Genomic DNA, 24,071 nt, shown 5'->3' on the forward strand with positions numbered 1-24,071 from the left:
AAAATAGAAAGAACCAATGGTTGGTTGGATAGTTATAGGTCTTTACTCAATAGATTTGACACAACAGTGGCTAGTTGGCTAGGATTTAATTATTTAGCATTTATAGTCATAGCCCTTAAAAAGTTTAAATGACTTCAAAGCATAAAAAAACCGCCTAAAAGTAGGCGGTTAATTTTTTAATCAATATAGTTATTGATTAGTGAGCTGCTTCTACAGCGTCTTTAGCGTTTTCAGTAGCATCTTTAGCAGCTTCAGCAGCGTCTTTAGCAGCTTCAGCAGCGTTGTCAGCAGCTTCACCAATACCTTCAGCAGCTACAGTAGCAGCAGAATCTACAACTTGAGCAGCAGAGTCAGCAACGCTAACAGCAGAATCAGTAGCAGCTAGTGCAGCAGAATCAGCGTCAGTTGTGTTAGTAGTTTCAGTTTTCTTACAAGCTACAACAGCTAAAGCAGCGATAGCCGCTACGAACAATGATTTTTTCATAATTTTAAAATTTAATTTGTTTATAATTCTTTTATTCTCGTTCTCTTTTGAACAGGACAAATATAGAGTAGTAAATAAATTTGCGTGAGAAAAATTATTGTAATATCTTTGTAAAACGATTTTACAATTTATTATTATTGAAAATCAGTAATTTAATAAAATTTAAGGATTTGTCAGATTTAGATTTATTACACTTCGAACAGTTAAAAAAAGAGGTTCAAGCCGCCTACCTAGAGCGCCATAGCCCATCTGAAGAAGACATTTCTCAATGGAAAGGAATTGACATTGTCTATTTTCAGGAAGATTTAAGAAAATTTGCTAAAGGTAATATTAGCGAAAAATCTTTCTATACTTATTTTAAAAATATCCCAACTGTAAAATTACCCCGTATTGATATGCTTAATTTATTGAGTATCTACGCGGGATACGCTTCTTGGTACGATTTTAAAAAGAATCACGATTATGTTGAGGATATCCTCAAACAATTGGGAACCTCTGAGACTATTTCGGAGCATCAAAAATCAGAACTCCTTGAAACCACTCTACTTTCGACTGAAAAAACAAATCCAGTAGTTCAAGAAAATGACAATGACAAAAATCTTGTTTTACAAAAAAACAACAATGATAATCAATTAATTAATGAAAATAAACCTTCAAAAAACAAGGCTAAATCTGTGATTTGGATAGTCGCCACATTTATTTTATTAGTCGTGTTGATTGGATTTATCGTTTCAGATCGATTTTTAACTAAAAGTTATTCCTTTAGATTTATAGATGCGGATAGAAATACGAGTATTAATGATTATCTAGATGTTAAAATTCTTAAAGATGGTGAGTCCCCTATATTTCAAAAGGTAAAGCCTAATGAGATTTTAACCTATACTACAAAATCTAAAGTCTTAGCTATGGTAGTTTCCTCACCTTATTATAAAACCGATACCATTTATAGAAGTCTAGAAAATGCTCCAACTTATCCTGATTATGAGACGATTGAGCTAAAACCAGATGACTATGCTATTATGCTCAATTATTATTCAAAAAAATCGGATGTAGATGTCAATAAAAAACGAGAACGCCTTAATAATTTGATTAGCGATGACGCCTTAATCTACCAAGTATTTGATAATGAAACTTATGGTGTGGAAATTTTGGATAAAGAACGCTATATTACCCTAATGACGACACCTACCACTTCTCTAAAAAATCTGCAAATGATTAATACCAAAATGAGTAAAGGCAAAATCGTTATGATTAAATTTAGAATTACCAATAATAAAAATTAATCCTCAGCATATGAAGTTTACACCATATATTACCCTAGTTGCTAGCATACTGTTGCTCCTATTTTCTTGTAATAAGAAAGAGCAAAGTCTTAGCGATTTAGAAAAACTACGCCTCAATAATAATAAAAATACCTATCCCGTAACTAAAATGGATAGCACCCAAGCCATCAACGCTATTACCCAGCAAAAAGTACAAGAGGTTTTAGATTTATCCACCTTATATTTATCTGGAAATCAAGACACTGAAATTGACAGTACCATTTACAAACAGCTTTTAAAATATTTTGAAACCCCAGATTCATTAACCCTAAAACATTTGTTTACCGAATTAGATAGCCTTAAAGTAAAACAAGCTAAAGTCCACGATCTTTCAATTACTAAAGAAACTTACAAGCGAGATACCATCAATAATGTAGCATTTAAGGTAGAATACTTTGATAAAGGTAATAATTCTATGGGAATCCACCAGAGAGAGGCACAGTATATTTTGAAATCTGCACCAGAAAAATTTAAAAAAGAATTTAAGTTTTACTTTTTAAGTTTCTATCCCAAAGCAGAAAACGATAGTACAGCCTCTGGTGTTACGAGATAATCTAATTGATAATCACCCTCCCAAATATCATCTATGGATTCTTTAGGTGGAAAATAATTGACACCCACCTTTAATGTCTTAGCTGAAACTTGCTGGAATAATCGATCATAAAATCCTTTGCCGTAACCCACACGGTTGCCATTGGCATCGCAATATAATAATGGTGTAATGATATAATCAAAGTCCAATATGCCTGAATCTTCATCAGATTTAGGCTCTTCAATTCCCCATTTATTTTTTTTAAGCGGAGTTTGTGGGGTTAATTCAATAGAAATTAAATCATTACCGACCATCTTAGGTACAAACACTTTGATTTTTTTATTAAAACAATATTCAATTAGAATTTTTGTCTGGATTTCGTTAAATTTTTCTATTGGCAAAAAACAATGAATCTTCTGATTTTCAATTGGTTTGAATTGTGAAATAAACCGTTCTATAATAGCGTGGCTTAATTCAGACCGTTCATGAGCGGTAAGGGTGTCTCTTTTTTTTAAGTATAGCGTTCTAAGTTCTACCTTGATCATGTTTCTTTTACAGAAATAATATTAACGGGACACGCTTTAGAAGCCTTTTCACAAGCTTCAAAGGCTTCATGCAATGGCGTTTTTAATGTATGGAATCCTTTTTTATCATTAGACCTCAGCAACACAGACTTTCCATCTTTTTTGGACATGCGGAAAAACTCTGGTGCAAATTCTGCACAGTAGTTACAGCCGATACATTTGTCGCGTTGAAGTGTGATAATGACCATAATTCCTAATATCTAAGCCTGAACAATCTTATAAATCTTATCGCTAGGGCGGACTCTAAAATCGGTTTTAAAGGTAATAACATCGGACTTTTTAGCATTCTCGCTCATCCCTTTGCCATCTACCATCATTTCTAAAATTTCCATTTCTTGAGATCCTGTGGTAGGACCTTGGATAAGGACTTTATCGCCCACATTTAAATCGTAGGCTTCAATTAAAAATTCAGCGATATTGGATTTTGGATAATAATGTCTGCCTTTGCCCACATACACCTTTTTCTGGGTGGCATTAGAGCCTGGGTTAGGCGACCATTCCCCTAATTCTTGTCCTAAATAATAACCACTCCAAAAGCCTCTATTATAGACCTTTTCGAGTTCCTTCATCCAGTTGGCAACCTTTTCTTGGCTAAAGGTACCTTCTGCAATGCTATCAATCGCTTCACGATAACATTTGGTAACTGTAGCCACATATTCTGGGGCACGCCCACGCCCTTCAATTTTGAGGACTTTTACACCCGCATCTACAATCTCGTCTAAGAAATTGATTGTGCATAAGTCTTTAGGCGACATCATATACTCATTGTCTAGCTCTATTTCAAAACCAGATTCTTGGTCGATAACCGTATATTTTTTTCTACAATTTTGCTTACACGCCCCACGATTCGCTGAGGAATTATGCGAGTGTAAACTCAAATAACATTTCCCTGAAACTGCCATACATAGCGCTCCATGACCAAAAATTTCTATCTCTACTAAATTACCAGAAGGACCTTTAATCTCTTCTCTTTTTATCTGAGTGCAAATTTTCTTAATCTGACTAATACTCAACTCTCTACTCATCACCATGGTATCGGCAAACATAGCATAGAACTTTACCGTTTCGATATTGGTAATGTTGATTTGTGTCGATATATGGACTTCCATACCAATCTGTCGAGCATAGGCGATTACCGCTTGATCCATCGCAATTACTGCGGTTAAATCTGCGGCTTTGGCCTTATCCAATAAAGTTTTGATGATGGACAAATCATGGTCGTAGATAATGGTATTGAGGGTCAAATAGGTACGCACGCCTTTTTCTTTACATCTACGGCTGATTTCTGGTAAATCGTCTATTGTAAAGTTCATAGAAGCACGCGCACGCATATTCAGCTGTTCTACACCGAAGTAGACAGAATCTGCACCATTATCAATTGCCGCTTGCAAAGCAGTAAAATCCCCAGCGGGGCACATAAGCTCTATTTTCCCTGTATTTGTCATTAGATATTTTGAAAATTTGTGCAAAGATAGAGAAATTTATATAGATGTTAGCAACTGGAATTTAGAGTTTAGTCATTGAACCGTAAGTTCGCAAGTTAGAAGTTTTGAAGATTGATTTTTAAATAACTTACTGCCTGTTGCTTATTGCCTTCGGATAGGTATAAGGGATGCATTACTTTCTGCTGATTGCCACATTTTACTTATCTTTGCAATCAATAAAAACAATCATCATATTATGTTTCGTACACATACCAATGGCGAACTTTCGCTACAACATACTGACCAAACCGTAACCTTAGCGGGTTGGGTGCAAACCATTAGAGACAAAGGTTTTGTTATCTGGATCGACCTTCGCGACCGCTACGGCATCACTCAATTGGTCTTAGATGAAGAACGAACCCCAAAAGAGTTAATGGCTCAAGCCAGAAAATTAGGTCGTGAATTTGTGATTCAAGTTAAAGGCAAAGTCGTAGAACGCAGTAGTAAAAACCCGAAAATTGCCACAGGCGACATTGAGGTTTTAGTAGAAGAACTCACTTTACTCAACGATTCTAAATTACCGCCTTTTACCATAGAAGACGAAACCGATGGTGGCGAAGAACTGCGTATGAAATACCGCTATCTGGACATCCGTAGAAATCCAGTAAAAAATAAATTGGTATTCCGTAGCCAAATGGCTCAAGAAGTGCGTAACTATCTTTCTAATAGTGGCTTTATAGAGGTAGAAACGCCTGTTTTAATTAAATCTACTCCCGAAGGTGCAAGAGATTTTGTGGTGCCAAGCCGTATGAACGAAGGTCAGTTCTATGCCTTGCCACAATCGCCTCAAACCTTTAAGCAATTATTAATGGTAGGTGGACTAGACAAATATTTCCAAATTGTAAAATGCTTCCGCGATGAAGATTTGCGTGCCGACCGACAACCTGAGTTTACACAAATAGACTGCGAAATGGCATTTGTAGAGCAGGAAGACATTATGCAAGTGTTTGAAGGTATGACCCGCCACCTTCTAAAAAAGGTAACGAATAAGGACTTTGGTGATTTCCCAAGAATGACCTTCGCCGAAGCCATGAAAACATATGGTAATGATAAGCCAGATATCCGCTTCGGGATGAAATTTGTAGAACTAAACGACCTGACCAAAGGTAAGGACTTTAAAATTTTTGACGAGGCAGAATTAGTGGTGGGAATTAATGTAGAAGGCTGTGCCCATTATACCAGAAAACAAATTGATGCCTTAATTAATTGGGTGAAGCGTCCACAAATTGGAGCATCAGGAATGGTTTGGGTAAAATATCAAGAAGATGGCAGTATCACTTCATCGGTGAATAAATTCTACAATGAAGAGGATTTAAAACGCATTGCTGAAGCCTTTAATGCTAAAGCTGGTGATTTAATGCTCATCATGTCTGGAAAAACTTCTGAAGTTAGGGCCCAGTTATCGGCACTGCGTATGGAATTGGGGAATCAGTTAGGTTTAAGAAAGCCAGATGAATTTGCACCACTTTGGGTGGTAGATTTCCCTCTATTGGAATGGGACGACGAAACCCAACGCTACCACGCGATGCACCACCCTTTTACCTCCCCAAAAACTGAAGATATTCCATTAATGGAAACTGAGCCTGGTAAAGTGCGTGCCAACGCTTACGACTTGGTGTTGAACGGCAACGAAATCGGTGGAGGCTCCATCAGAATTTACAATAGAGAGCTACAAAGTAAAATGTTCGATTTGCTAGGTTTTAGCAAAGAAGACGCCGAAGCTCAATTTGGATTCTTGATGAATGCCTTTAAATATGGCGCACCACCTCATGGCGGGCTAGCCTTTGGTTTTGATAGATTGGTAGCTATTTTAGACGGCAATGAGGTGATTAGAGACTATATCGCTTTCCCAAAAAATAATAGCGGTAGAGATGTTATGATAGATGCACCAAGCCCAATTGAAACCGCTCAACTTGACGAACTACATCTTAAACTCAAATAAAAATTAAATCACATAGCATTTAAAAAACCTTTGAATATAGCATTCAGAGGTTTTTTATTTAAGATACACCCGCTGATATAAAGCGATGAGAAACTGAGCAAAAGAAGCATCTAGCCTTACAATATCCCCAGTTTTAAAGCTTAAATATCCTTCGTTGGATTGTCCATTAAGTTTGGTTTTACTCAACGAAAAATATAACGGTGACTGTGGACTGCCTTCTTTGGCTTGCAGTTTTATTCTAGAGCCTAAAAATCCACCCGTACTCACATTGGCTATTTTTAAGGTTAGCGGCAGTTGATAATAATGGAATTTTGGAATTTCAACAGATGTACCATTGACTTTAATTTTAACCTTATCTCCATAATTAATGAAGTAAGCCATGTCTGTATCATCCAACGATTCTGAAAACGGATAATAATACAATAGCACTTCATACGCGTGATGGTTCTTTTGAATTTTACCATCTATAGTTTCTGGGAAATTGATTTTAAAGGCATTAGCACCTGTGAGTTTCGCTTTGTTATAAATGGCTTTAAAATTAGCCTTATCATCTACCGAAGCATTAGATACTTGAATTTTTCCTAAGTACAGAGCATTCTCAGCATTTTTAGGAAGACTATAAAGAAATTTATCCGTGTTGGTATGGACATCTTTTGCTTCAACCAAATTATAAGTTTGAGCATAGATAACCATCGAAAAAAAGAATGCGAAAAACAAAAATATTTTATTCATCATTAAGCGTTTTTATACATTGTTCTAAACTATGTTCCCAGAATTTGGGTTCTATACCATAATGTTCCTCTATTTTATTTAGGCACAGCGTGCTTCTCATAGGGCGTTGCGCTGGGGTTGGATAGTCCGAAGTAGGTATCGGGTTAAGTTTTATTTCTGTCCCAGATAGCGTTTTAATTTTTTCTGCAAAATGATACCAAGTGGTTTCTGGATAATTTGAGAAATGATAAATACCAAAAGTCTTATATGGGGTGGTAATAATAGTCATTACTGCCTCTGCCAAATCATTAGCATTAGTTGGTTGACCGTATTGGTCGCTTACGATATTGAGCTCTTCCTTAGTTGAAAATAAATGAAGCATGGTCTTCACAAAGTTTTTCTTAAACTCAGAATACAACCACGAAGTTCTTATAACAATCGTTTGAGGATTAAGTTCCAAAGCGGCTTCTTCACCTGCTCTTTTAGAAGCACCATAAACGCCAGTAGAACGCGTGAAGTTATCTTCGCTATAAGAGATATTGGTATTGCCATCAAAAACATAATCCGTAGAAATATGAATTAATATCGCACCCATGGTTTGGCTCACCTCGGCAAGATGAGCTACACCATCTCTATTGACCGCAAAGGCCTTTTCTGGCTCTTGTTCTGCTAAATCCACAGCGGTATAGGCTGCAGCATTGATGATATATTGCGGACGCTCTTCTAAAAGCACCTCTTCTACCTCATCAAAATTGGTAATATCTAATTCTTCCGAAGTTTTGAACACCCATTGAAATTGAGGATAAAAAGGCATCAATTTTTTAAAACATTGGGCTAATTGTCCATTACCTCCTGTAACTAATATTTTGAACATCGTTAAAGTTTAAGATTTATTATTTTTCCTTAGTGTATCGGCTCTATCACTAAAGTGTTGCTCTGGCACTTCGATAAGGTATTTAGAAAAAACATCAATGATTTCCTTAGGCTGCGGCTCGGATTTTCTAGTTTTTAAATTAAAATAAATTACCTTTACCCAAAGCACCGAAAATACAATGGTTTTATCCAAATCTGTCATTAAAATTTCTACCGTAGCCGTACGCTCGCCAATTTCGATGGTCTTACTAGAAATCAAAACCATTTGATTTGCCTTTACTTCTTTTAGGTAAGCAATTTGATTTTGTACTGCTACCCAAAGGCAACCATGTTTTTTTGCATAGTCCTCATAACTAAATCCGTAATGCTCTTCTACATGGTCTTCTCTAGCATTGAGCATATATTCTAGATATTTTACATTATTGAGGTGCCCTAAGGGGTCACAATCGGCAAAGCGTATTTTTACAAGGGTTGAAAATTCTTTTTCCATAGAAAAAAATGGTATTAGTATCATTTAAAAAAACCACTCTACACGAGAGTGGTTTTCCTGTTTAACAATTAAAAATTACATTTATTATGATAAAATTATTATAATCCTAATTCTTTTTTAACCGCTGGAGTAGCGTCTGGTCCATTTTTATAAATAAGACCTACTGTATTAGCATCAAAGATATAATCCCATCCGTTAGCTTTAGCGGCTCTTTCTGTAGCATCCATTAACTTTTTGTCAATCGGTGCATAAGCAGCTTGTTGTTTCTCAGCATAATCTTGCTGTGCTTTATTATTCATTTCCTGAAGAGTTTGCTGTTTCTTTTGAAGTTCTTGTTCTTTAGTAGCTCTTTGTGCATCAGACATTGTAGCACTTGCTTTTTGATAAGCAGCTACTTCCTCTTGGAATGCTTTAGCTTGCTTTTCAAGTTCTGCTTGTTTTACTTTAAAAGTGGCTAGCAATTGCTCGTCTGCTTTCTTTTTCTCAGGCATTACATTGATAATCGATGCCAAATCCATAGTGGCGATTTTCTGAGCTTTAGCCATTCCAAATGACAACACCATTGCTACTGCGGCAAATAATACGCTTAATTTTTTCATAATGATTCTAAAATTTATTTTTTACTATTTTAATTTGCAATTATACTTATTTTTTTTCATTTTTCAACAGTATATCCAACACTTTATCAGTATAATCGTATCTGCTTTCTAAAAAAAGTACACTAGCATCGTTACCTTTATCAATAACTATGCCCAAATTATTTTTGGCACTTACAGTTTTTACGGCATTCCAAATTTGGTCCTGGAATGGTTTTACGAGATTTACTCTTAATTTATTAATTTCCCCATCAGTACCAAAGCGGTTAGAAATTGTTTTTTTAAGTTTAGATTCCAAATCTTGTACTTCCTTTTCTCTTTGTTTCAATTGATCACCTATTAAAAGTACTTTTTCATTTTCAAAAGCAACTTTTTTAGTTTCGTATTCCGATTGCAATTGTTCAATTTCGGTTTGCCATTTTTGAACTTGCTGGTTCAATCTGGATTCTGCACTTTTATACTGCGGTAGTTTTTCCAATATATACTGGGTATCTACCACGCCTATTTTCTGTGCTGAAACATAGCCCATACACAAAAATAAACTGAGTAATCCAACGATTTTTTTTAGTCCTTTCATAAGTAATGATATTTAAAATTATAACGATTGGTTCATTAAGAAGTGGGTTTTCCAGCCTGATGGTTGGTTGCTTCCTAATGGGCTATCAAATCCATAAGCAAAATCAAATCCAATTAATCCGAAGGCACCCATATATACGCGCACCCCAAGACCTACTGAACGCTTCAATTGGAATGGATTATACGAACCAAAACTATTCCATGTATTACCACCTTCTGCAAAGGTTAAGGCGTAAATTTTCGCTGTTTGGCTCATAGAAATTGGATATCTCAATTCTACGGCAAAACGATTATATAAGGTTCCTCCACCTACTGGCGTTACATCTTCCGACATTCCACCATAAGTAGAAGCATTTTCGTATCCTCTTAATGGGATTAACTCTCTACCGTCATATCGACCTCCGAATAATCCTGTACCACCCATATAGAATCTCTCAAATGGTGGTGCTCCTAAAGTTTTGTTATAACCATCCATAAAGCCCATTTCTGCAGTAGAACGCAACACAAGTTTACCCACTACGGTATTATAGGTATCGGCTTTTAATTTCACCTTATAAAATTCTAGCCATTTGTATTTTTCCGCCGAAGACATACTATTGTAATCCTTTTTATCAAATAATGAATAAGGCGGCGTAAACTTCACTGAAGCCTCAATATTAGAGCCTTGTGTTGGGAAAATAGGGTCGTATCCCGCAGAGTTTCTGCTTAATGACACATTAAAACTAAAGTTATTCGCAGACCCATCTGTTACTTGCTCCGTTCCAAATTGGAATGGATAGTTATTAAAGTTATAACCTTGATAGGAAAGCCCCGTGTATAGTGAAAAATACTGGTCTGGCCACAACAATCTACGGTTTAGCCCCACACTAGCCGAGAAAATATTAAGCTTTTGAGACTGTCCGTTATAGTCGGTATATTTTACTCTAGAGTTGTTCAACCCAATAGATAACGCTGTTGGACGGCTACCAAATAACCAAGGCTCTGTAAAGCTGATACTATAATTTTGGAAGTATTGTCCTGCTTGTGCTTGTAGAGATAATACTTGTCCATCACCTTGTGGTACAGGTTTAAAGTCTTTACCTCTCAAAAAGTTTCTTAATGAAAAGTTATTGAAAGTTAAGCCTAAAGTTCCAATAAAGGAATTACCCCCATACCCCGCTTGCAATTGAACCGTAGAAGACCCTTTTTCCACAAGGCTCCAATTGATATCTACGGTATTGTTAGTAGGATTAGGTTTAATATCTTGCTTAATTTGCTGAGGATCAAAAAACTGCATTCCTGCTAAATCAAACATGGTACTTCTAAGGTCTCTCTTGGAAAATAAATCACCAGGTCTGGTTTGTAATGCACGCAAAATCACATGGTCATGCGTTGTAGTGTTTCCACTCCATGTTACACGATCCCAGCGCGCTTTTTCCCCTTCTCTAATTCTTACTTCTAAGTTGATGGTATCACCTTTCACCGATTTTTCAACAGGCGTTACTTGAGAGAATAAATATCCATTGTTTAGGTATAATGATTTGATATCCGAGTCATCATCTTTACCACCATCTTCCCCAACTTTTTTGTTGAAGCCAACCGCATCGTAGATATCACCAGTTTTATAACCTAACACCTTCTGAAGAAATTCTGTAGTATAGGCCGTATTACCAACGAAATTAATATCACCTATATAATATTTCTTTCCTTCTTTCAGTTTAACATTTATTTCGTAATTGTTATTTTTATTACGCCATACCGAGTCCGATACCACTTCTGCATCTCTATAACCTAAAGAGTTATAATATTTTACTAGGTTCTTTTTATCTTCTTCGTATTTTTCTTTGATGAATCTAGATGGCTTAAATATTCCTAATAAAAAGCGTTTTTGCTTGGTATCTTTAAAGGCTTTTTTTCTTAATTTAGAATCTGACACATGTTCATTACCTTCAAATTCTATATGGTCTATTTTTACCCTTTTGCCTCGCTGTACCTCTATGGTCCAGTCCATCATATTGGTATCTTTGGCATTAGGTGTATTTTTAATGCTTACTTGGGCGTCGGCAAAACCTTTATCTACATATTGTTTTTTAACATTATGCTTTACCGAAGATATAAGGTCCTCAGTGATTTTCTTTCCTGGTTTTAAATCATTGTCTTTAACGATTTTTTCCGCTTTAGATTTGCTCACTTTTCTATCCATGCCTACCACTTTTACTTCCCCTAAATCTTTTAGGTCTTCAAGTAAAAATTTTAGCACAATATTTTGTCCTTCGATACTTTGAACATACACCTCAACTTCTGAGAAATATTGAGAATTCCAAAGTTTTTTAATGGCTTCACTAATTTTTTGCCCAGGAACTTCTATTGTTTCACCTTTTCTTAATCCTGTAAATCTTAAGACTTGTTCGGCACTATATTTTTTAGCACCATCTATCACGATGCCTTTTAAAATATAAGTCCCCTCTGTGGCATTCATATTGGTTGTTGCCTCAGTTGAAGGTTTGTTGCCTTCTGGTATCGTTTGTCCATATAAATAGGCAGATGCCGCAAAAAATAGGACGGGTAAAAATTTATATTTCATTATAAAATTTATTCTTTTTTATTTTTTCATCAATGTTATAGTTGTTCACTGATTTTTCCGTATCGTCTTTCCTTATTTTGATAATTGATAATACATTGGAATAAATCTTCTCTTGTAAAATCTGGCCAAAGGATATCCAAAAACTGCAACTCTGCGTAGGCAATTTGCCATAATAAGAAATTGCTAATTCTGACTTCGCCACTGGTTCTAATCAATAAGTCTACATCTGGAATATCCTTAGTAAACAAATGGTTTGAAATGGTCTCTTCTGAAATGTCTTCTGGTGATAAGTCGTGGTCTTTTGCCTTTTTCGCAATGGTTTGTACCGCTTTTAAAATCTCGTGGCGAGAACCATAACTCAACGCTAAAACTAAATTGCCATTTTTATTATCTTTCGTCATTTCTACCACATGATTCAATTGGTCTCTCACCAAACTCGGCAATCGTTCAATATCACCAATCACATGCATTCTCAATCCTTTAGAAAATATTTCTTCCGCTTCTTGTAGTAAAGTTTCCGATAGTAAGCTCATCAAAGTGTCCACTTCATCGGTTGGGCGATTCCAATTTTCAGTAGAAAAAGTATAAAGCGTAAGATAAGGCACCCCTACCTCATTACATGCATTGATGGCATTCCTCACCGCTTTTATAGCACTTTTATGTCCATAGGTTCTCTGTTCACCGCGCGATTTTGCCCAGCGTCCATTGCCATCCATAATGATTGCAATATGTTGGGGAAGTTTATCTTTATTTATTTGATGAATAATATCTGACATAACTAATCGCAATAACATGGTGGACGCCCAAAAGAATAAGATAGCCCAAGGGTCACACTATTTGCCCAATCTTTGGACTGTAAATTACCCACTCTATTGGCTTCCACATAAGGTTGAACTATTTGATTGATTTCTTCTTTAGTAAGGTATTTTTTACTGCCTCGAACCGCTTCTACAAGTTCTTTGTTATAGACTACTTTCACTTGCTTTTCCGTCATATTGCTATAATCGAGGTTATCTGAAAAGGTTGGTCGAAATGTGAATTCCCCAAAAACAGTCCAATTGTAATTAAACTTATACTTTAATCCAACGCCAAACGGTACCGACAGAGTCAGTTCATTACCAAATTCTTTTTCTATTTTTGGTTTGTTTTGAGGGATTACAAAATTACCTGCTATATCTACCATTGGCATATCTTCATAGTCTAAAGTATGGCGGGTGTTAGAATATAGCATTGCTCCAAGTCCTGCAAAAATATAAGGGCTTAGCATCGGATTCTTTTGTTCGTTATTGATGGGGGCGAAGTTGTACTCAAATAATGTTTCTGCGTGATATAAAGTATTCACACCAAAAAAACCTCTTTTAGAACGGTAGTTTTCATTGGATACAGAATCATTAAATTGAACATTAGACCAACCTAAATTAAATCTAATGGTCTGATAGGGATTAAAATTCATTCTATAAAGTACCCCCATATAAAAAGGTACACCAAACTCTGATATCCTTGCTAAATTTAATGGTTTCTGCAATGTATATTGGTTCCTCCCTATATCCCCAACTAAATTACTAGCACCCAATTGCACACCTAACTCATGCCTTTGAGAAAAGGAAAAAGTTAAACTAAACAATAGAAATAATAAACTAAACAGTTTTGCTTTCATTGGTGCTAGGGTTCATGTATTAGAATGCAAATATAAAATATTTAAATATAGGGCGGTCTTAAAAAAGCGTTAAAAATCAATAATTATCTATAAATCTTTATTTTGTATCGTAGATAATCTTTACTTTGTTATCATTAACCCTTACTTTAAGCCAATCGTTTAGTTTTTTTTGTTCATCAGATTTTAATGCCTTGTCTGTACTTATAATCATGATGTTTTTCTTTACTATAGCACTATCATTAGCCTCATCTATTTTACTAAAAGCTACATCAGTGACCGCACTATTTTGTATTTTCAATTCCTTAAATAACTGATTCACCTGCTGTTGATGTGCTTTGATACTATCCGTTCTCATCATAATCATTTTTTTCAACTGCTGTTCTGCTTCGCTATTATTCGCAGTAGTCCCTCCAATCTTATTATTCCCATTATCACTAGAAGGGATAAAATTAAAGCCTTGTTTTATATTGAGTTTTACACCTTCTAAACCATAATTTGCAGCTTTAGTACTTAAATCATCCATACTTTTTTTATCAAGTCGTTCTCCTCCATAAGTCAATTCTATTTCTTTAGCTTCATAATTTATTTTTCTACTTAGTAAAAAGTTATTAGGAAAAATAGCCTCTGTATTGATAAATTTAGAAGCGTTTTGTTCAAATCTATTTTTAGTTACCATCACATAACCAAAATAAGTACTCGGTATCAAGGTTAAAATTACCAATCCCCACATAATTTTCTGTGAGCGTTTTTCCATTTTTTCATCCTTAAAGTGGTATTGTGGGAAATCCAAAATTTTAAGGATAATAAATGTAGCGACTGCTATATAAACCGTATTAATGAGATATAAGTATAAAGCTCCAAAGAAGAAACTTAATTCTCCTGTAGCCAATCCAAAACCAGCGGTACACAGTGGTGGCATCAAAGCTGTGGCAATCGCTACTCCAGGGATAACATTCCCTTTCAGTTTGCTACTCGTGGCAACAAAGCCTGCCGCACCACCGAAAAAAGCAATCAACACATCATAAATATTGGGTGACGTTCTGGCTAAGATTTCCGAATAGGCATCATCTATTGGGGAAATAAGAAAATAAACCGTAGAAGTTACCAAACCAATCCCCGTAGCAAACGCATAGTTTTTAATGGCATCTCTTAGCATCCAAGGGTCGTTAATTCCTACGGAAAACCCAATTCCCATAATCGGACCCATAAGTGGCGAAATTAACATGGCTCCAATTACTACCGCAGCAGAGTTCATATTTAGCCCCAAACTAGCGATAAAAATCGCACAAATTAAAATCCAAAGGTTTGTGCCTTTAAAAGGAATATTAGAGGCAACATTTTCCTTTACGGTGTCAAAAGTTTCTTTTTGAGAAATTAAACTAAAGACATTTTTTATTTTTATAAATTGGTCGTTCATATATTACGATTTTAATTGTGCAATCACATCTAAACCTCCTTTTGTTTTATCGCCAATGTTACAAAAAATTTCTGCATCTAGCGGTAAAAAAACATCCATCCTAGACCCGAACTTTATAAACCCAAACTCGTGTCCTGCCTTAGCCTCATCGCCTTCTTTACAAGTCAAAACAATACGCCTTGCTACATAACCTGCAATTTGTCGAAATAGTATTTTTTGTTGATTAAACGCTTCCACCGCCACCGAAGTTCTTTCATTATCGGTAGAAGACTTTTCATGCCATGCCACGAGATATTTCCCTTTGTGATATTTCTTATAAATAACCTTCCCACTCAATGGATAACGGCATATATGCACATTAAGCGGCGACATAAATATAGAAACTTGGATACACTTTTGGTTTAGGTATTCATTTTCCTCTACCTCTTTTATCATCACCACTTTGCCATCTACTGGGGCTATGATATTTTCTTTATGCTCTAAAATAAATCTATTCGGTACTCTAAAAAACCATAATACAAAACCGAACAACATTAATAAAGGTATAATAACCGCTAGAGACCACATGCCCAAAGACCTAATAGATAAAGTACTCACTACTACAACTACCACTCCTACCACTAACAATGTTCCTTTAGATTCCTTATGTAATTTCATTTTAATTTATTTTAAAATAATCTTTCTATCGCAAAATACAAATAAACCACAGGGGCACAGACCATAAAACTATCCAAACGGTCTAGCACCCCCCCATGCCCCGGTATTAACCTACCACTATCTTTTACCCCGCAGGTTCTTTTTAGTTGACTTTCCAATAAATCACCGAGTGGTGCAAAAATTGCAACCAATCCACCAACAATCACCCAATTTCCTTTTAAAACTGGTAAATACTGCTCTATAACATAGCCCAATACCAAGGTACAAGCTAGCCCACCAAAATAACCTTCCCAGGTTTTTTTAGGACTTACTTTAGGTGCCATTTTATGTTTCCCAAATAATCTTCCAAAAACATAAGCGAAAGAATCACTGCTCCATATCAGAAGAAACAACCAAAATACTTCGGTAGAAAAAGTATCTGAAATCCCTGAAATAAATGTAGGTAGTCCTAAAGCAAAACTAAAAGGTATTGCAGCATAAATAACGGTAAAAATAAGTTTTCCATTATCATAATTTAATTCACTAGGGTATTTAAATAGCGTAAATGCCGCTATAGGTAAAAGTGATAAGCCTAATAATTCCGACAAATTGATATGAGCATAAAAGCCTCCATAAAAAAACTTATGGGCAAAGCGGTAGTAGACTAAAAGTATTGCTGGAAATACGAGCCATTTCCAAAATGTAGGCTCAAATTTCATCATGCGCATACATTCCCATCCCGCTACAAATACAAAGAAAGTCATTAATCCAAAATACAATTGCTCTGGAGCAACCAAAGAGGTATTAAATAAAGAATTTATAAAACTAGCGCCATAAGGCGTTGTACAAGCCATAATGACTAAGGCATATACCAAGCCAAATACCATACGCTGTATCAGATTTTTATCAATGGTCATTAGTTAAAGGTAAGATTAATCTTCGAGCAAAAGTAAGAATAATTTTGTATTGCTTTTATCGGAAGTGTCTAATTTCGATTCGCTGCCACTGATAGAAGTGAGATTTTTGAGTGCATTTTTTCTTCTTTTAATTTTCATCATGGCTTCAGCAAGATTGGTTACAATCTGAGAGACCGTTGCCATAATGATGATTTTTTTAGGAAGTCTAGCGGAGTTATAATGCTTAATATTTCTATGCGATAGCATTATTTTACCATCATAAGCGATAAGGTATTCACAAGTAATAAATGCCGAATCGTTAAACAACTCTAATTCTTCGGTATACGGCGTTTTGATGACATCTAAAAAGTTTTTAAGATCCTCGTCCCAACAAAATATTGAGGACATCCCCTCCACTTTTACAATTTGATTTAAAATCTGTAACGCCTCCGCTTCATTACCACAATAGTTAAATACCCCACCCGAATGCGTAAACAATTGTGCGAATTTGTAATCCAAATCTGCAGTCGCCAATTGATCACCCAATTTTATCACATCAGGCTTTTGGGTGTCTTCATCTTGATTAAAGAATTTATCTACTATGTTTTTAAGCCAACTCAATATATAGATTTTTATTAAACAACAAAAATAACAAATATTTATTATATGCAAATTAAAAAAAAATAATCCTAAAGAAATTTAGGACTAATTTTTCTATTATTGATTTTCGTCTGTTGGATTTTCTGTTTCCTCAATCTTAGGCTCTATACCATCTTCAGGATTTAGTACATTCCCTGCCGTAGTAGGATCGTCTACACTAGACACAGGCTTGTCCGTCAACTCAGGATCCCATGCTCTTTTACCAAAAATCGCTTCTAAATCTTCTCTAAAAATCACTTCTTTTTCAAGTAATTTATTGGCTAGAGCATCTAATTTATCCCGATTTTCTGTAAGGATTTGGACGGCTCTTCTATATTGATTTTCGATAATATCCGAAATTTCCTCATCTATCATTTTCGCCGTCTGCTCAGAATAAGGTTTCCCAAAACTGTATTCTTGCTGACCTGAACTATCATAATAAGAGATATTTCCTACTTTCTTGCTCAATCCATAAATGGTTACCATGGCTTGGGCTTGTTTTGTTACGCGTTCCAAATCGGATAACGCTCCAGTGGAAATATTTCCAAATACCACCTCTTCTGCCGCTCTCCCTCCGAGGGTCGCACACATTTCGTCTAGCATTTGTTCCGTAGTCGTCAACTGCCTTTCTTCTGGTAAATACCAAGCTGCTCCAAGTGAACGCCCACGCGGCACAATAGTTACTTTTAATAAAGGTGCGGCATGCTCAATTAACCAACTCACACTCGCGTGACCCGCTTCGTGGAATGCCACTCTTTTCTTTTCTGATGGCTTAATGGCTTTATTCTTTTTTTCTAATCCTCCGATAATTCTATCTACAGCATCTAAGAAATCTTGCTTTTCTACAGACTCATGTCCTTTTCTAGCAGCGACTAATGCTGCTTCATTACAAACATTAGCAATATCAGCACCACTAAAGCCTGGCGTTTGCTTAGCTAAGAAATCCACATCTACAGAAGCATCTAATTTTATTTTTGCTAAATGAACATTAAAAATTTCTTTTCTTTCGTGTAACTCTGGTAAGTCCACATAAATAGAACGGTCAAACCTACCTGCTCTCATCAGGGCTTTATCCAAAATATCCGCACGGTTAGTCGCTGCCATTACAATCACATTGGTATCGGTACCAAAGCCATCCATTTCGGTCAGTAATTGGTTGAGTGTATTTTCTCTTTCATCATTACCACCCGTAATTGCACCTTTACCTCTGGCTCTACCAATGGCATCAATTTCATCAATAAAAATAATTGCTGGTGATTTTGCTTTAGCTTGGGCAAATAAATCTCGTACTCTAGAAGCCCCTACCCCTACAAACATTTCCACGAAATCTGACCCCGAAAGTGAGAAAAATGGCACTTTTGCCTCCCCTGCTACGGCTTTCGCTAGTAAGGTTTTCCCCGTTCCTGGAGGCCCTACTAATAGTACTCCTTTCGGAATCTTACCTCCTAACTTAGTATATTTCTCAGAGTTTTTTAAGAAATCTACTACTTCTTGCACTTCTTCTTTAGCACCTTCTAATCCTGCGACATCCTTAAAAGTGACTTGTACTTTTTCTTTCTCATCAAATAGTTTCGCTCTAGATTTTCCAATACTGAAAATTTGGTTGCCACCACCACTACCGCCACCCATCATTCTTCTAAAAATAACGAAATAGAATAGCGACATCAAAGCAATCCAAAAAATCGCTTGGACTAAAATGCCTTGAAGCGGTGAGTCAGAATTATCAAAATCCATTGCTGTTTTTACATTTGGATTTTCTTTTTTTATCTCATCAAATCTCTGTTGAAAGTATTGTAAATCACCAAATTTAAATCTAAAATCTGGTGCAGGTTGCAAAGACATCAATGGGTTATCCGTATTTTTAGATGCCGACTTATTTTCTGCTCGGGCTTGTTTGGTTAAAAACACTTCGCCTTCGCGGGTATCTCTCATCAACACTAGGGTTTCCACTTTTCCAGACTTCATCATTTGGAAAAATTGGTCTTCGTTAATATCTTTTACATTAGAAGAGGCAAAAAACTTTGGTAAAAATAACACCCCTAATGCGCCAATGATTAGTAGGTAAAACCAATTAAACCCCTTATTATTAGTTTCATTTTTTTTCATTCGTGAATTCTATTATAATCTTTCTGTTGTTAAGCTTCAATTTTTGTTACTTTGGCATCCCCCCAAAGTTCTTCTATCTCGTAATAATCTCTGATATGCTTTTGGAACACATGCACCACTACCGAAACATAGTCTACTAAAACCCAAAGTGAATTTTCTGTACCTTCGGTGTGCCATGGGCGTTCTTTAAGTTCGTTTCTTACAGATTTCTCAATGTTTCCTGCTATCGCAGACACCTGAGTATTAGAATTACCGCTACATACGATAAAATATTCCGCTACGGCATTTTCAATCGGTCTTAAATCTAAGATTTGAATATCTTCCCCTTTGGTATCTTGTATCGCGTTTACGATAGTGTCTATCAACTGTTGTTTATTATCTTTACTCATTAACTAAAATGTATTATCTGCAAATTTATTGTTTTTTCTGGACTTTTTATCTATTTTAGTCCCTTTAATTTTTTTTCACTATGCATAGGCTCGTCCATATACCCGAATGCCCATCGACTAATGATGAAATTCTGAACCTCATCACTTCGCCTTTAAAAAAAGATGAGGTGATTGCACTTTATACCTTAAGACAAACCCAAGGTAAAGGTCAATACGGCAATAAATGGACGACTCAAAATGACAAAAATATTGCCATCAGCTTTGCGCTCCATCCTAAAGCCTTATCTCATAATGATCTTGCTATCATCAATTATTATACCGCCGTTATCCTAAGAGAATTTATTGCCAATTTGACCGATACACCGCCCTATATCAAATGGCCTAATGACCTTATACTAAAACATAAGAAAATCAGTGGTATTCTTTTAGAGCAGAAACAGCAACATTTAATTATTGGCATTGGAATCAATGTATTGCAAACGGACTTTAACCAAATCACTACGGCAGGGTCTTTACTCACCCAAACACATCAAAAATTTGAACCTCATCAGTTAGCTAAAGATTTCTACCACTACTTTGCAAACGCAATTCTCAGAGAGAACAGCACGGATAAAATTCTGGAAACACTAAACCAGCATCTATACAAACGCGGACAAGTGGCTGTATTTGAAATTGATGGCGTACGACAAAATGGCATTATACGATATGCCGACCAAGATGGCTACCTCTGGATTTTTCTCGAAGACCAACTGAAACCACAAGCATTCTATCACAAAGAAGTGAAACTTTTATTTTAATAGGTTTAAGTTATTCATTAATACATTCGTATTTCGATACACTAATGCAAATACATTGTTAAATCAACACCACATAAATCTGACTCTATTAAATTATTGCCTATCTTTGCGAAAAATGATACCTCGTACCAAATTAAAAACTATATATTAAGTATGGCAAAAAAGAAAAAATACTTTTCCAAGAAAAAAGATGGCAAACTAAAAGAAATCGGAAGGCTCGTCATAAAATTTATGAAACAGCAATCCTCTAAGATATACAACTACAAACAAATCTCGGACGGTATAGATTATAAAAATCCACGCCAAAGAGAACAAGTGATACAAGCTCTACACAAACTCATCGCCGAAGAAAAAATAAAAGAAGTAGAAAAAGGGAAATACATCATCAATCTAAAAATAAAAGATACCTTAACAGGAATTATTGATTTTAACCAAGCAGGCAATGCTTATGTCCGTGTAGAAGATATAGATGATGATATCTTTATTCATTCTAAAAATGTAAAAGATGCGTTACAAGGCGATAAAGTGCTGATTGTAACCTATCATTTTAAATCTAAAAAATTAGAAGGTTCTGTATTAGAAGTTTTAGAACGCAATCGGGAACAGTTTGTAGGAACTTTTGAGTTTATCAAACATAAAGATTTTGGCTTTGTAGTTTGTGATAAAAAACAAATCAACACCGATATTTTTGTCCCTAAATCAAAAATTAACGGGGCGAAAAATGGCGATAAAGTAGTAGTGAAAATGCTCGACTGGAAACCTAATGAGAAAAATCCAGAGGGCGAAATCATTAAAGTACTCGGGACTCCAGGGGCACACGAAACAGAAATACATTCTATCCTCGCAGAATATGGCTTGCCTTACCAATTCCCAGAAGAAGTGGAGCAAGAAGCCAACGCCATAGACCAAACCATGGCCCCCGAAGAAATCCAAAAACGCTGGGATATGCGCGATATTTTAACCTTCACCATCGACCCCAAAGATGCTAAGGATTTCGACGACGCCTTATCCATTAGAAAACTAAATAATGGCAACTGGGAAATTGGAGTGCATATCGCCGATGTGTCTCACTATGTCCGCCCAGGAACTGTTTTAGACGACGAAGCCTATCAGCGTGCCACCTCTGTTTATCTCGTAGACAGAGTCGTACCAATGTTACCCGAAGTACTGAGTAATGGCGTTTGCTCCCTAAGACCCAACGAAGACAAATATACTTTCTCGGCAGTATTTGAAATGAACGATAAAGCCGAAATCAAAAAACAATGGTTCGGCAGAACGGTAACCCATTCCGATAGAAGGTTGACCTATGAAGAAGCCCAAGAACGCATCGAAACTAAACAAGGCGACCTCGCCGAGGAAATTTTAGTGCTAGACCGATTGGCAAAAATTATGCGTGCCGAGCGTATTAAAAACGGGGCGATTACTTTCGACCGTAGCGAAGTTCGTTTTAACCTCAATGAAAATAATGAACCGATTGGCGTTTATTTTAAAGTCAGTAAAGATGCCAACCACCTAATTGAAGAATTTATGCTATTGGCAAACAAAAAAGTATCCGAATTCATATCCCTCAATCATAGAAAAGAGCCTACGGGGAATACTTTTATTTATAGAGTGCACGATGACCCAGACCCTGCAAAACTGGAAGCATTACGAGATTTCGTATCAACTTTTGGATACAAAATGAACCTTGCCAATACCAGAACGGTCGCCGAAAGTATGAACCATCTTTTGAAATCTGTAAAAGGTAAAGGTGAAGAAAACATGATAGAAACCCTTGCCATGCGTTCTATGAGCAAGGCGGTTTATTCTACCGAACCTATTGGACACTATGGCTTAGGTTTTGAGTATTATACGCACTTTACCTCACCAATTCGCCGTTATCCAGATTTAATAGCCCATAGATTACTGCAACATTACCTAGACAAAGGAAAATCTCCTAACAAAGCCGACTACGAAGAAAAATGTAAACATTGCTCTGCAATGGAGCGTCTTGCTTCGGATGCAGAAAGAGATTCTATCAAATTTATGCAAGTAAAATTTATGGAAAAACATTTGGGCGAAGAATTTACAGGTGTTATTTCTGGAGTAGCAGAATTTGGTTTCTGGGTTCAAATTCCTGAAAATGGTGCGGAAGGGCTTATTAAATTAAGAGATTTAATGGACGACTCCTATCAGTATGATGCTAAAACCCATGCCGTTTACGGACAGCGTACGGGCAACCGCTATCAGCTTGGCGACAAAGTTAAAATTAAAGTAACCAAAGCCAACCTCATCGCGAAACAGTTAGATTTTAAAATTATTGAGGACGAAGCATAAAGTACAATGTTATCTATGAATTTTATACGCAATTATAGCCTAAAACCGCATAATACTTTCGGCGTAGAAGTTTTATCTCAATATTTTATAGAGGTAGAAACTATTGATCATTTAAAACATGCCATTACTAAAGCTAAAACAGAACATCTGCCAATTCTCATTCTAGGTGGCGGAAGTAATATTTTGTTTACTAAAGATTTCGAAGGCTTAACCATTCGTCTTAACCTTAAAGGTATAGAAACACAAGTGCAAGACGATGAAAGCGTTTTAGTCACTGCACAAGCGGGTGAAAACTGGCATCAGTTTGTGCTCTACACGCTGGAAAAAGGTTATGGTGGACTAGAGAACCTGTCCCTTATCCCTGGAAATGTTGGCACATCGCCCATTCAAAATATTGGGGCGTATGGCGTAGAAATCAAAGATTATTTGGAAAGTTGTAAGGTCTTAAATTTAGAAACCTTAGAAATAGAAACTTTTGACAATACACAATGCCAGTTTGGATATAGAGATTCTATTTTTAAAAGAGAAGGCAAAGGGAAATACATCATTCTTTCGGTGACTTTTAAGTTAAAGCAATCCCATCACGAATTAAAAACCGACTATGGCGCGATACAATCCGAATTGGAAGCCCAAGGCATCACAGAACCTACCATTAAAGATATTTCTAATGCCGTAATTGCGATACGCTCATCTAAATTACCTAACCCCAAAGACATAGGCAATGCGGGAAGTTTTTTTAAAAACCCTACCATTAGCCAAGACCATTTTAACGAATTAAAAAATACCCACCCCGAAATCCCTGGCTATCCCAATCCACAAGGTATAAAAGTTCCCGCTGGCTGGCTGATAGAAACCGCTGGCTGGAAAGGCAAACAAATAGGAAATGTAGCCACCCATAAAAAGCAAGCCTTGGTCATCATTAATGCTAATGGGCAGGCAACGGGTAAGGAAATTTATGATTTCTCAGCAAAAATTATCGAAAGTATCGCTCAGCAGTTTGGCATTACCTTAGAGCGCGAAGTGAATATTTTATAAGTCTTTGGAAGAATCAACAGACCACC

24 protein-coding genes and 1 pseudogene are annotated in these 24,071 nt (G+C 36.1%); 7 read left to right on the forward strand and 18 right to left on the reverse strand.

The genetic code is table 11. The features are described 5' to 3' along the window. Window positions 1-132: pseudogene (locus C237_RS14495) on the forward strand (IS5 family transposase); the annotation flags it as partial. A gap of 64 nt (window positions 133-196) precedes the next feature. On the opposite strand, the gene C237_RS0104130 reads toward C237_RS14495, so the two are convergent. Next, complete coding sequence (locus C237_RS0104130; RefSeq protein ID WP_026315482.1) at window positions 197-484, reverse strand: hypothetical protein; 288 nt, start codon at window positions 482-484, stop codon at window positions 197-199. Window positions 485-654: 170 nt separating this feature from the next. Here C237_RS0104130 and C237_RS0104135 point away from each other — a divergent pair, with 170 nt between their 5' ends. Together C237_RS0104135 and C237_RS0104140 are read left to right on the forward strand one after the other, a co-directional pair. Then, on the forward strand, window positions 655-1,767 hold the full coding sequence (locus tag C237_RS0104135) for a hypothetical protein (RefSeq protein ID WP_026315483.1): 1,113 nt from the start codon (window positions 655-657) through the stop codon (window positions 1,765-1,767). Between the two features lie 10 nt (window positions 1,768-1,777). Beyond that, window positions 1,778-2,359 (forward strand): hypothetical protein, encoded by a 582-nt coding sequence (locus C237_RS0104140; protein WP_018675235.1) that lies wholly within the window; start codon window positions 1,778-1,780, stop codon window positions 2,357-2,359. Here the strand turns inward: C237_RS0104140 and C237_RS0104145 are convergent. The 3 genes from C237_RS0104145 to C237_RS0104155 are packed head-to-tail and all read right to left on the reverse strand — an operon-like array spanning window position 2,311 to window position 4,367. Continuing rightward, window positions 2,311-2,883, reverse strand: coding sequence for a 5-formyltetrahydrofolate cyclo-ligase (locus tag C237_RS0104145; RefSeq protein ID WP_018675236.1), 573 nt, complete (start codon window positions 2,881-2,883; stop codon window positions 2,311-2,313). The two genes, C237_RS0104140 and C237_RS0104145, sit on opposite strands and share 49 nt — an antisense overlap. Continuing rightward, complete coding sequence (locus C237_RS0104150; protein ID WP_026315484.1) at window positions 2,880-3,110, reverse strand: ferredoxin; 231 nt, start codon at window positions 3,108-3,110, stop codon at window positions 2,880-2,882. The genes C237_RS0104145 and C237_RS0104150 overlap by 4 nt, the downstream gene beginning before the upstream one ends. Before the next feature lie 12 nt (window positions 3,111-3,122). Continuing rightward, complete coding sequence (locus tag C237_RS0104155; RefSeq protein ID WP_018675238.1) at window positions 3,123-4,367, reverse strand: peptidase U32 family protein; 1,245 nt, start codon at window positions 4,365-4,367, stop codon at window positions 3,123-3,125. Between the two features lie 235 nt (window positions 4,368-4,602). On the opposite strand from C237_RS0104155, the gene aspS reads away from it, so the two are divergent. Then, window positions 4,603-6,348 (forward strand): aspartate--tRNA ligase, encoded by a 1,746-nt coding sequence (aspS, locus tag C237_RS0104160; protein WP_018675239.1) that lies wholly within the window; start codon window positions 4,603-4,605, stop codon window positions 6,346-6,348. A 54-nt stretch (window positions 6,349-6,402) separates the two neighbouring features. Here aspS and C237_RS0104165 read toward each other — a convergent pair whose 3' ends face one another. From C237_RS0104165 to rsfS, 14 genes are all read right to left on the reverse strand, one after another. Beyond that, complete coding sequence (locus C237_RS0104165) at window positions 6,403-7,080, reverse strand: hypothetical protein (protein ID WP_026315485.1); 678 nt, start codon at window positions 7,078-7,080, stop codon at window positions 6,403-6,405. Further along, window positions 7,073-7,933 carry a dTDP-4-dehydrorhamnose reductase gene (rfbD, locus tag C237_RS0104170; RefSeq protein ID WP_018675241.1) on the reverse strand — a complete coding sequence of 287 codons (861 nt, stop codon included), beginning with the start codon at window positions 7,931-7,933 and terminating at the stop codon, window positions 7,073-7,075. Before rfbD ends, C237_RS0104165 begins: the two co-directional genes overlap by 8 nt. A gap of 9 nt (window positions 7,934-7,942) precedes the next feature. Then, entirely contained in the window at window positions 7,943-8,422 is a 480-nt protein-coding gene (locus C237_RS0104175; RefSeq protein ID WP_018675242.1) for an acyl-CoA thioesterase, read from the reverse strand. 98 nt (window positions 8,423-8,520) lie between these two features. Beyond that, the gene (locus C237_RS0104180) at window positions 8,521-9,021 is read right to left on the reverse strand and encodes an OmpH/Skp family outer membrane protein (protein ID WP_018675243.1); all 501 of its coding nucleotides are present in this window, start codon (window positions 9,019-9,021) and stop codon (window positions 8,521-8,523) included. Window positions 9,022-9,067: 46 nt separating this feature from the next. Beyond that, window positions 9,068-9,595 carry an OmpH/Skp family outer membrane protein gene (locus C237_RS0104185; protein WP_026315486.1) on the reverse strand — a complete coding sequence of 176 codons (528 nt, stop codon included), beginning with the start codon at window positions 9,593-9,595 and terminating at the stop codon, window positions 9,068-9,070. An 18-nt stretch (window positions 9,596-9,613) separates the two neighbouring features. Beyond that, on the reverse strand, window positions 9,614-12,157 hold the full coding sequence (bamA, locus tag C237_RS0104190) for an outer membrane protein assembly factor BamA (RefSeq protein WP_018675245.1): 2,544 nt from the start codon (window positions 12,155-12,157) through the stop codon (window positions 9,614-9,616). Window positions 12,158-12,192: 35 nt separating this feature from the next. Continuing rightward, on the reverse strand, window positions 12,193-12,933 hold the full coding sequence (locus C237_RS0104195) for an undecaprenyl pyrophosphate synthase (protein WP_018675246.1): 741 nt from the start codon (window positions 12,931-12,933) through the stop codon (window positions 12,193-12,195). A gap of 2 nt (window positions 12,934-12,935) precedes the next feature. Further along, window positions 12,936-13,814 carry a type IX secretion system protein PorG gene (gene porG, locus C237_RS0104200; protein ID WP_018675247.1) on the reverse strand — a complete coding sequence of 293 codons (879 nt, stop codon included), beginning with the start codon at window positions 13,812-13,814 and terminating at the stop codon, window positions 12,936-12,938. Between the two features lie 97 nt (window positions 13,815-13,911). Further along, a complete protein-coding gene (locus C237_RS0104205) occupies window positions 13,912-15,231 on the reverse strand; it encodes a TIGR00341 family protein (RefSeq protein WP_018675248.1) in 1,320 nt (439 codons plus the stop codon). Window positions 15,232-15,234: 3 nt separating this feature from the next. Next, window positions 15,235-15,888 (reverse strand): phosphatidylserine decarboxylase family protein, encoded by a 654-nt coding sequence (locus C237_RS0104210; RefSeq protein ID WP_018675249.1) that lies wholly within the window; start codon window positions 15,886-15,888, stop codon window positions 15,235-15,237. Between the two features lie 11 nt (window positions 15,889-15,899). Further along, window positions 15,900-16,778, reverse strand: coding sequence for a phosphatidate cytidylyltransferase (locus tag C237_RS0104215; RefSeq protein ID WP_026315487.1), 879 nt, complete (start codon window positions 16,776-16,778; stop codon window positions 15,900-15,902). Window positions 16,779-16,799: 21 nt separating this feature from the next. Beyond that, window positions 16,800-17,384 (reverse strand): LUD domain-containing protein, encoded by a 585-nt coding sequence (locus tag C237_RS0104220; RefSeq protein ID WP_018675251.1) that lies wholly within the window; start codon window positions 17,382-17,384, stop codon window positions 16,800-16,802. Between the two features lie 96 nt (window positions 17,385-17,480). Then, complete coding sequence (ftsH, locus tag C237_RS0104225) at window positions 17,481-19,508, reverse strand: ATP-dependent zinc metalloprotease FtsH (protein ID WP_018675252.1); 2,028 nt, start codon at window positions 19,506-19,508, stop codon at window positions 17,481-17,483. Between the two features lie 29 nt (window positions 19,509-19,537). Further along, the gene (rsfS, locus tag C237_RS0104230; protein ID WP_018675253.1) at window positions 19,538-19,897 is read right to left on the reverse strand and encodes a ribosome silencing factor; all 360 of its coding nucleotides are present in this window, start codon (window positions 19,895-19,897) and stop codon (window positions 19,538-19,540) included. Window positions 19,898-19,977: 80 nt separating this feature from the next. Here rsfS and C237_RS0104235 point away from each other — a divergent pair, with 80 nt between their 5' ends. From C237_RS0104235 to murB, 3 genes are all read left to right on the forward strand, one after another. After that, window positions 19,978-20,694: a biotin--[acetyl-CoA-carboxylase] ligase gene (locus tag C237_RS0104235; RefSeq protein ID WP_018675254.1), complete on the forward strand. Its 717-nt coding sequence runs from the start codon at window positions 19,978-19,980 to the stop codon at window positions 20,692-20,694. 153 nt (window positions 20,695-20,847) lie between these two features. Then, window positions 20,848-23,010, forward strand: a complete 2,163-nt coding sequence (gene rnr / locus C237_RS0104240; RefSeq protein ID WP_026315488.1) for a ribonuclease R — start codon at window positions 20,848-20,850, stop codon at window positions 23,008-23,010. 15 nt (window positions 23,011-23,025) lie between these two features. Further along, window positions 23,026-24,045, forward strand: a complete 1,020-nt coding sequence (murB, locus tag C237_RS0104245; protein WP_026315489.1) for a UDP-N-acetylmuramate dehydrogenase — start codon at window positions 23,026-23,028, stop codon at window positions 24,043-24,045. The last annotated feature ends 26 nt before the right edge of the window (window positions 24,046-24,071 follow it).

Origin of the sequence: Riemerella columbina DSM 16469, from assembly GCF_000374405.1 — a bacterium.
GTDB lineage: Bacteria > Bacteroidota > Bacteroidia > Flavobacteriales > Weeksellaceae > Riemerella > Riemerella columbina.